Origin of the sequence: Gracilibacillus dipsosauri (genome assembly GCF_003176895.1) — a bacterium.
In the GTDB taxonomy this organism is placed as follows: Bacteria; Bacillota; Bacilli; order Bacillales; family Amphibacillaceae; genus Gracilibacillus; species Gracilibacillus dipsosauri.
The window spans coordinates 471,526-478,018 of record NZ_QGTD01000004.1 but is presented as its reverse complement, the minus strand read 5'-3'; the positions used below and the strand labels follow the sequence as shown (position 1 = coordinate 478,018).

8 protein-coding genes and 1 other RNA gene are annotated in these 6,493 nt (G+C 39.3%); 2 read left to right on the top strand and 7 right to left on the bottom strand.

Going from position 1 to position 6,493, the window contains the following annotated elements; all coding sequences use genetic code 11:
* Positions 1 to 101 precede the first annotated feature (101 nt).
* From DLJ74_RS04130 to tadA, 7 genes are all read right to left on the bottom strand, one after another.
* A complete protein-coding gene (locus DLJ74_RS04130) occupies positions 102 to 365 on the bottom strand; it encodes a pro-sigmaK processing inhibitor BofA family protein (RefSeq protein WP_054788591.1) in 264 nt (87 codons plus the stop codon).
* Positions 366 to 461: 96 nt separating this feature from the next.
* A complete protein-coding gene (locus DLJ74_RS04125; RefSeq protein ID WP_054860854.1) occupies positions 462 to 677 on the bottom strand; it encodes a YaaL family protein in 216 nt (71 codons plus the stop codon).
* 14 nt (positions 678 to 691) lie between these two features.
* The gene (gene recR / locus DLJ74_RS04120) at positions 692 to 1,288 is read right to left on the bottom strand and encodes a recombination mediator RecR (RefSeq protein WP_054788589.1); all 597 of its coding nucleotides are present in this window, start codon (positions 1,286 to 1,288) and stop codon (positions 692 to 694) included.
* An 11-nt stretch (positions 1,289 to 1,299) separates the two neighbouring features.
* Complete coding sequence (locus DLJ74_RS04115; RefSeq protein ID WP_054860853.1) at positions 1,300 to 1,623, bottom strand: YbaB/EbfC family nucleoid-associated protein; 324 nt, start codon at positions 1,621 to 1,623, stop codon at positions 1,300 to 1,302.
* 87 nt (positions 1,624 to 1,710) lie between these two features.
* Positions 1,711 to 3,396 carry a DNA polymerase III subunit gamma/tau gene (gene dnaX, locus DLJ74_RS04110; RefSeq protein ID WP_109983459.1) on the bottom strand — a complete coding sequence of 562 codons (1,686 nt, stop codon included), beginning with the start codon at positions 3,394 to 3,396 and terminating at the stop codon, positions 1,711 to 1,713.
* A gap of 178 nt (positions 3,397 to 3,574) precedes the next feature.
* An RNA gene (gene ffs, locus DLJ74_RS04105) (signal recognition particle sRNA large type) lies at positions 3,575 to 3,840 on the bottom strand.
* A gap of 77 nt (positions 3,841 to 3,917) precedes the next feature.
* Positions 3,918 to 4,424, bottom strand: a complete 507-nt coding sequence (gene tadA / locus DLJ74_RS04100) for a tRNA adenosine(34) deaminase TadA (protein ID WP_109983458.1) — start codon at positions 4,422 to 4,424, stop codon at positions 3,918 to 3,920.
* Positions 4,425 to 4,551: 127 nt separating this feature from the next.
* Here tadA and DLJ74_RS04095 point away from each other — a divergent pair, with 127 nt between their 5' ends.
* Together DLJ74_RS04095 and DLJ74_RS04090 are read left to right on the top strand one after the other, a co-directional pair.
* A complete protein-coding gene (locus DLJ74_RS04095; protein ID WP_109983457.1) occupies positions 4,552 to 5,073 on the top strand; it encodes a cysteine hydrolase family protein in 522 nt (173 codons plus the stop codon).
* 89 nt (positions 5,074 to 5,162) lie between these two features.
* Positions 5,163 to 6,452 (top strand): glycoside hydrolase family 18 protein, encoded by a 1,290-nt coding sequence (locus DLJ74_RS04090; protein WP_109983456.1) that lies wholly within the window; start codon positions 5,163 to 5,165, stop codon positions 6,450 to 6,452.
* Positions 6,453 to 6,493: the final 41 nt, after the last annotated feature.

The window sequence follows — 6,493 nt, the reverse complement described above, 5'->3', positions numbered from 1 at the left end:
AAAAGCCATGCATGGAAACCATACATGGCACAAAATATTTTGTTTATTTACCTGTCTACTTGACAGGGGGCAGTTCATTTTGCTTAACACTTTATTTAATACTAAGGAAGAATAAAAATGTGGATTGCTGTTAATGAAGCGATACCTGGCACACCCAATAAACCTGCTACAACTGCTGTAAAGATATTAATAGGTATATGAAGACCAAGGGAAGCACCGAATAGATTAAAGAAGAACAAGAACAACACACCGATGGTCACTTTTACGACACCTTGTCCTAAAACGCGCGAAAATTTCAGTGGAATCCCTTTGGTCAACAACAAAACAATTAAAATTAGCAGACCTGCAATAACCCAAATATTCATACAACCTGTCCCCTTTTTGTCCATATGATTATGTTTCTATCTATATGAAACAAAAGCGTAAAATAGAATAGAGAATGTAATTATTTCTCTTCTAGTCTAATCACCTGCAGAAACCTTTCGATATTTAGCTTCTTTAAGCAGATAGAAGTATTTTGCCTTTGCTAACGCCAAATCAAATCTTCCCTGCTCTGTCGGCTCTATACTTCGTTCCATAATACTCTCGAGGTTTTTCCAATCCTTTTTCAATTGATAAATATTGGTTAATAATTGTTGGTTCATCGCTGCTTTTTTTATTTTTTTATGTGCCGCCATCTTCTTCACCTCTATTATACTTCTCGTCTTCCTTCTAGAGCTTTTGATAAGGTTACTTCATCTGCATATTCCAAATCGCCACCCATTGGCAATCCATGAGCAATTCTAGTCGTCTTTATTCCAGAAGGTTTAACAAGTCTGGAGATATACATCGCTGTTGCTTCTCCTTCGATATTTGGGTTTGTAGCCAAGATTAATTCCTCTACCTCTTCGTCCTTCAAACGATTAATTAAAGAAGGAACATTGATATCTTCCGGGCCGATACCATCCATAGGAGAAATTGCACCATGTAGTACATGGTATTTGCCATTAAATTCACGCATCTTCTCCATCGCAATCACATCCTTTGGATCTTGTACAACACAGATTAAAGACTTATCTCTTGATTCATCTTGACAGATTGCGCAAGGATCTTGGTCCGTTATATGCCCGCAAATACTACAATGTGTTAACTCTCTTTTGGCGTTCGCTAACGCCTTGGCGAAATCTAACACATCATCTTCTTTCATATTTAATACGAAGAAAGCCAGGCGGACGGCCGTCTTTGGACCGATTCCTGGCAATTTTGTAAAACTATCAATTAACTTAGAAATTGGTTCTGGATAATACATGACAGTCCCTCCTAGAACATGCCTCCAGGTAAATTTAATCCTTTTGTAAATTTGCCCATCGTGTCATTCGTTTTGTCATCAACTTCTTTTAGCACTTCATTTGTTGCAGCTAAGATTAAATCTTGAAGCATTTCGATATCCTCCGGATCTACTACCTCTTCTTTTATTTCAATGTCAGTCAGCTCTTTTTTTCCATTTGCCACAACCTTAACCATTCCACCACCAGCTGTTGCTTCAAAGGTCATTTCTTGTAGCTCTTCTTGTGCCTTCATCATATCCTTTTGCATTTTTTGCATTTGTTTCATCATTTTGTTCATGTTTCCTCCACCACGCATGGAAATCCCTCCTAATTATTGTCTATTATCTTTTTCATCACTAACCATCAGCAGAAATGAAGTTACTACTACTAATGGAAGTCTTTCTTATTCACGAATTTCTAACAAATCCTCACCAACTAGCTTCCGTGCCTGTTCGATCATAGGATCTTCCGGTTCTGGTTGACTCTCATCATCATGAGTAGAACCACCTTGATCCTTTTGTTTTCTAACATATTCCTCTCGTAATGTTAGCCAGTTTTCTTCAGGTATTGGTACAAATGTCATATCAGTACCGATTACTTCCGATAGTACTAATTCTATCGTTTGTTTATGCTCTAGCGCAAGTGAACAGTGTATTTCATAACGAAATGCTAAAATAACGGCATTATCAGAAGCTGCGCTTGGCTTACTATTTTGAATGGTAGCATGGGCTGGTGCACTTTTTTGTTTTAGAGAGTCCATAAAGCTTGGCCAGCCAGCCTTTGTTTTCTTTAGCATATCTTTAGACGCTTCAGCTAGGATGTTTCGAATTCGATCATACGGTATACTATATGATTTGCGACCTGCTGGAGCGCTTTTCTTCGTTGGTTGAGTTGTTTCTTGTTGTTGATGTACTTGTTTAGGTAATTCTTTTAATTTATTTTCTAGTTCATTTATTTTCTGTACCAGTTTATCATATTCTAAGGCTTCTTGCTTTCCTTCTTGTACTGGTTGCTCACAAATTTTCAAAATGGATATTTCAATAAATACCTTCGGGCTATTGGTCCACTTGATTTCCTGCTGGCATTGGTTCAATTCTTTAATGGCAAGTTGAATCCAGTCCGCACTGATCTTTTCCGATAAGGCGTTAAATGCTTCATCAACAATTGCACGTTCCAAAACATTTTCCAAGGAAGGAGATGTCTGATATAACAAAAGGTCTCGCAAATAATAAATGAGGTCAAAGACGAATCTACCCGGGTCCTTTCCTTCCTGTATCAGTTGATCTATTTCAAGCAAAGCTTTTTGCACATTCTTTTCATACATTGTCGTAACTATGGAGGTTAGCTTCTGCTGGGAGACAGAGCCTGTAACAGCTAGAACATCCTCCATCACCACTTGACCATCACTATAGGAAATAGCTTGATCTAATAAACTTAGCGCATCTCGCATCCCACCTTCCGCGGAAAGTGCGACAGCTTCTAGAGCCTCTTGCGCTACATCGATCTTTTCCCTTTCCATGATGTCCTGCATCCGTTTAACCATTGCAGACTGAGAGATTCGTTTAAAGTCAAAACGCTGACATCGTGAAATGATGGTTAATGGAATCTTGTGTGGTTCAGTGGTAGCTAGTATGAAAATAACATGCTTCGGTGGCTCTTCTAATGTTTTTAATAATGCATTAAAAGCCCCAATAGATAGCATATGTACTTCATCAATAATATACACTTTATAAGAAACAGCACTCGGGGCATATTTGACCTTATCACGGATATCTCGAATTTGCTCCACACCGTTATTAGATGCTGCATCAATCTCCACAACATCAGCAATAGAGCCATCCTGAATACCTTGACAAGAGGCACATTCGTTACAAGGTTCTAGAGCTGGTCCGTTCTCACAATTCACTGCTTTAGCAAAAATTTTGGCAGCACTTGTTTTACCAGTACCTCGAGGACCAGAAAACAAATATGCATGGGTAAACTTATCCTGCATGATCGCATTTTGCAACGTACGTGTAATATGAACTTGTCCCACTACATCTTCAAAATTCTTTGGGCGCCATACGCGATACAGTGCTTGATATCCCATTATCCATGATCCCCTTCTATGTTTAATAACTCTTTATATTGTAGCAAAAACTGCGGATAAAAACGAGTATGTATGATTAGATAGACTCAAAGTCCTTTTTGCAATGCTGCTCTCCATAAGGTAAATAGAAAGCCTCTTGTCGAGTAAACAAGAGGCTGCATATATACATTCATTAACGCCGTGCACCAAGCTTCGATGGCATTACCCTAAGCGTTACTTAAGTTGATAGCTCGACCCAGGCTTCCCTGCGGCACACAGGAAGGTTCGCTTAATGCTGCTTCCTTCCGGACCTGACATGGTTCACGAGTTCCTGTTGCGCAGGACCCGAGCGTCAGCACTACTCCCTTAAGGCAGACCTTAAAATAATGACACCTCAGCAAGGTATTCAGTCTCGCTATAGCGGATTGCGAGTACAGGGCACCGCTACCTCCCCACCTAGCACGGCAAATTTGCTAATATTTTTAATTGCGCTAGTAAAGCGCATTTATTAGTATAACTTGTTCTATAAAAAAATGCAATGGTTATCCATTGTTAGTATCTTCCTCGCTAGCCAGTTTTGTCTGTTTCTTTTCCTTTTTCTTCTGTCTAAGCTGTTTAAAAAAGGTGGTTAAAAGTTCGCTTGATTCAGCCTCCAGCACACCTGCTGCCACTTCAACTTGATGGTTAAAGCGATCATCCTGCAATAAATTCACTATTGAACCAGCACATCCTGCCTTTGAATCTCTTGCACCATATACTACTCGCGGAATACGAGCTTGCAATATTGCGCCTGCACACATCGGGCAAGGCTCTAATGTCACATATAAGGTGCATTTCTCTAGTCTCCAGCTGCCAACTATCTCATTGGCTTTATCTATTACAAGCATCTCTGCATGGGAGCTTGTGGTTTGTAATTTTTCTCTTAAGTTAAATGCAGCTGCGATTACTTCATCCTCGTATACGAGAACAGCACCAATCGGAACCTCTCCTAGAACCGCTGCCTTTTGAGCCTCCTCTAATGCCCGTTCCATAAAAAATTGATCCTTCATCCAACCCCACACTTTAATAAATGATTACTATTACTATGCAGGAAAATGAGACAAACTGCAAGTATGCATCATTTTTAACAAAAAAGGGTATGTTTGATTATAGAATGCTTAGAGATGAGGTGAATAAATGAAGGATTCAGCTGTATTAATAATCGATTTAATTAATGATTTTCATTTTTCAGAGGGCGACCTCCTTTTAAATGAAACAAAGAGAATCCTGCCTAACATTAAGAGGCTAAAGCAATATGCTAAAAAACATAGCCTTCCTATTATATATGTCAATGACCATTATGATACGTGGGAAACAGATTATAAAAAAATTGCCGATAAATGTAAAAGCGAAACAAACCAGGACATTATTGCAGAGGGGCTCCCATCAAAGGAAGATTATTTCCTAATTAAACCAAAATTATCTGGATTTTTCCGTACCACCTTACCATCCTTACTCGAGCAACTAGGGATTAAACACTTAATCATTGCTGGAATTGCCGGAAATATATGTGTCCTTTTCACCGCAAATGATGCTCATATGCGTGGATACACTTTGCATGTTCCGGAAAACTGCATTGCGTCCAATACACGAATTCATAATGAAGAAGCCATCAGACTTATGGTCAAAGTAATGAAAGCCAAAACAGATCCAATCTAGTGTTCTATTTCTCCTTTCCTATCATATCGTAAAATGAGAAACCATTCGCGAAGAAACAACGATATTTCTTGAAGAGAGGAGAGCTTTCTGTGCAAATATATGTTGTAAAACAGGGTGACACCTTGAATTCCATAGCCAACCAATTTGGTATAACCTATCAATTAATCGCTTCCGCCAATGAGCTAGATCCACAGCAATCACTAGTCGTTGGTCAGGCACTCGTTATTCCGATATTTGGTCGATTTTATACCGTTCAATCTGGTGATAGCCTATATACTATTGGTCAACGATTCGGTATTTCTGCTGCTGAATTGGCTCGGTTAAATCAATTGAATCTATATCAACCTCTTACACCTGGAACTACCATCTATATACCAGAATCCTCAAAAACAGAAATTGAAGTAAATGCATATATCGAACCAACTGGCGAAACCGTTTCGGAAACACTAGAAGCAGCAGCAAGAAAGCATAGTCGAAATTTAACCTATCTCGCGCCATTTTCTTACCGTGTGACACGGGAGGGAAATCTCATCCCACCACCATTAAACCAGTTTGCTGCTATTGCTAATGAGAACCAAGCTTTACTCATGCTTGCCATCACAAATTTAGAAGAGGGAGCCTTTAGTGCAGAGCTTGGGAGAATTATTGTGACAGATCAACAGGTACAAAATCAATTGCTCGATCAAATTATTCAAACAGCACAACAGGTAGGGTATGGAGATATTCATTTTGATTTTGAATTTTTACCACCAGAAAATCGTGAGGATTACAATAACTTCTTAAGAAAGGCTACGGAGCGATTACATGCTGAAGGTTTACTTGTTTCCACAGCACTTGCGCCAAAAACAAGCGCAACGCAAGAAGGAGCCTGGTATGAGGCTCATGACTATAGGGCACACGGCGAAATTGTCGATTTTGTTGTTCTAATGACCTATGAATGGGGTTACAGTGGTGGACCTCCGATGGCAGTATCACCGATCGGACCCGTTACAGATGTAGTAAACTATGCCCTCACCGAAATGCCAGCATCCAAAATTTTATTAGGACAAAATTTATATGGTTATGATTGGACATTGCCATTCGAGCCTGGGGGAGAATTAGCCAAGGCCGTTAGTCCTCAAGAAGCCATTGCATTAGCCCGAGATAATAATCAAGCCATTTTATACGATCAAGAAGCACAGGCACCTTATTTTTTCTATCAGGATCCACAAGGGAATCGCCATGAGGTATGGTTTGAAGATGCTAGATCGATACAAGCAAAATTCGACTTAATAAAAGAAAAGAATCTGAGAGGAATCAGCTATTGGAAGCTAGGCTTAGCTTTCCCACAAAATTGGTTATTACTAGAAGATCAATTTCAAATAAAAAAGAATATGTGATATCCATCCGTGGGGAGTTTTTAATTCTCCACGGATATTTT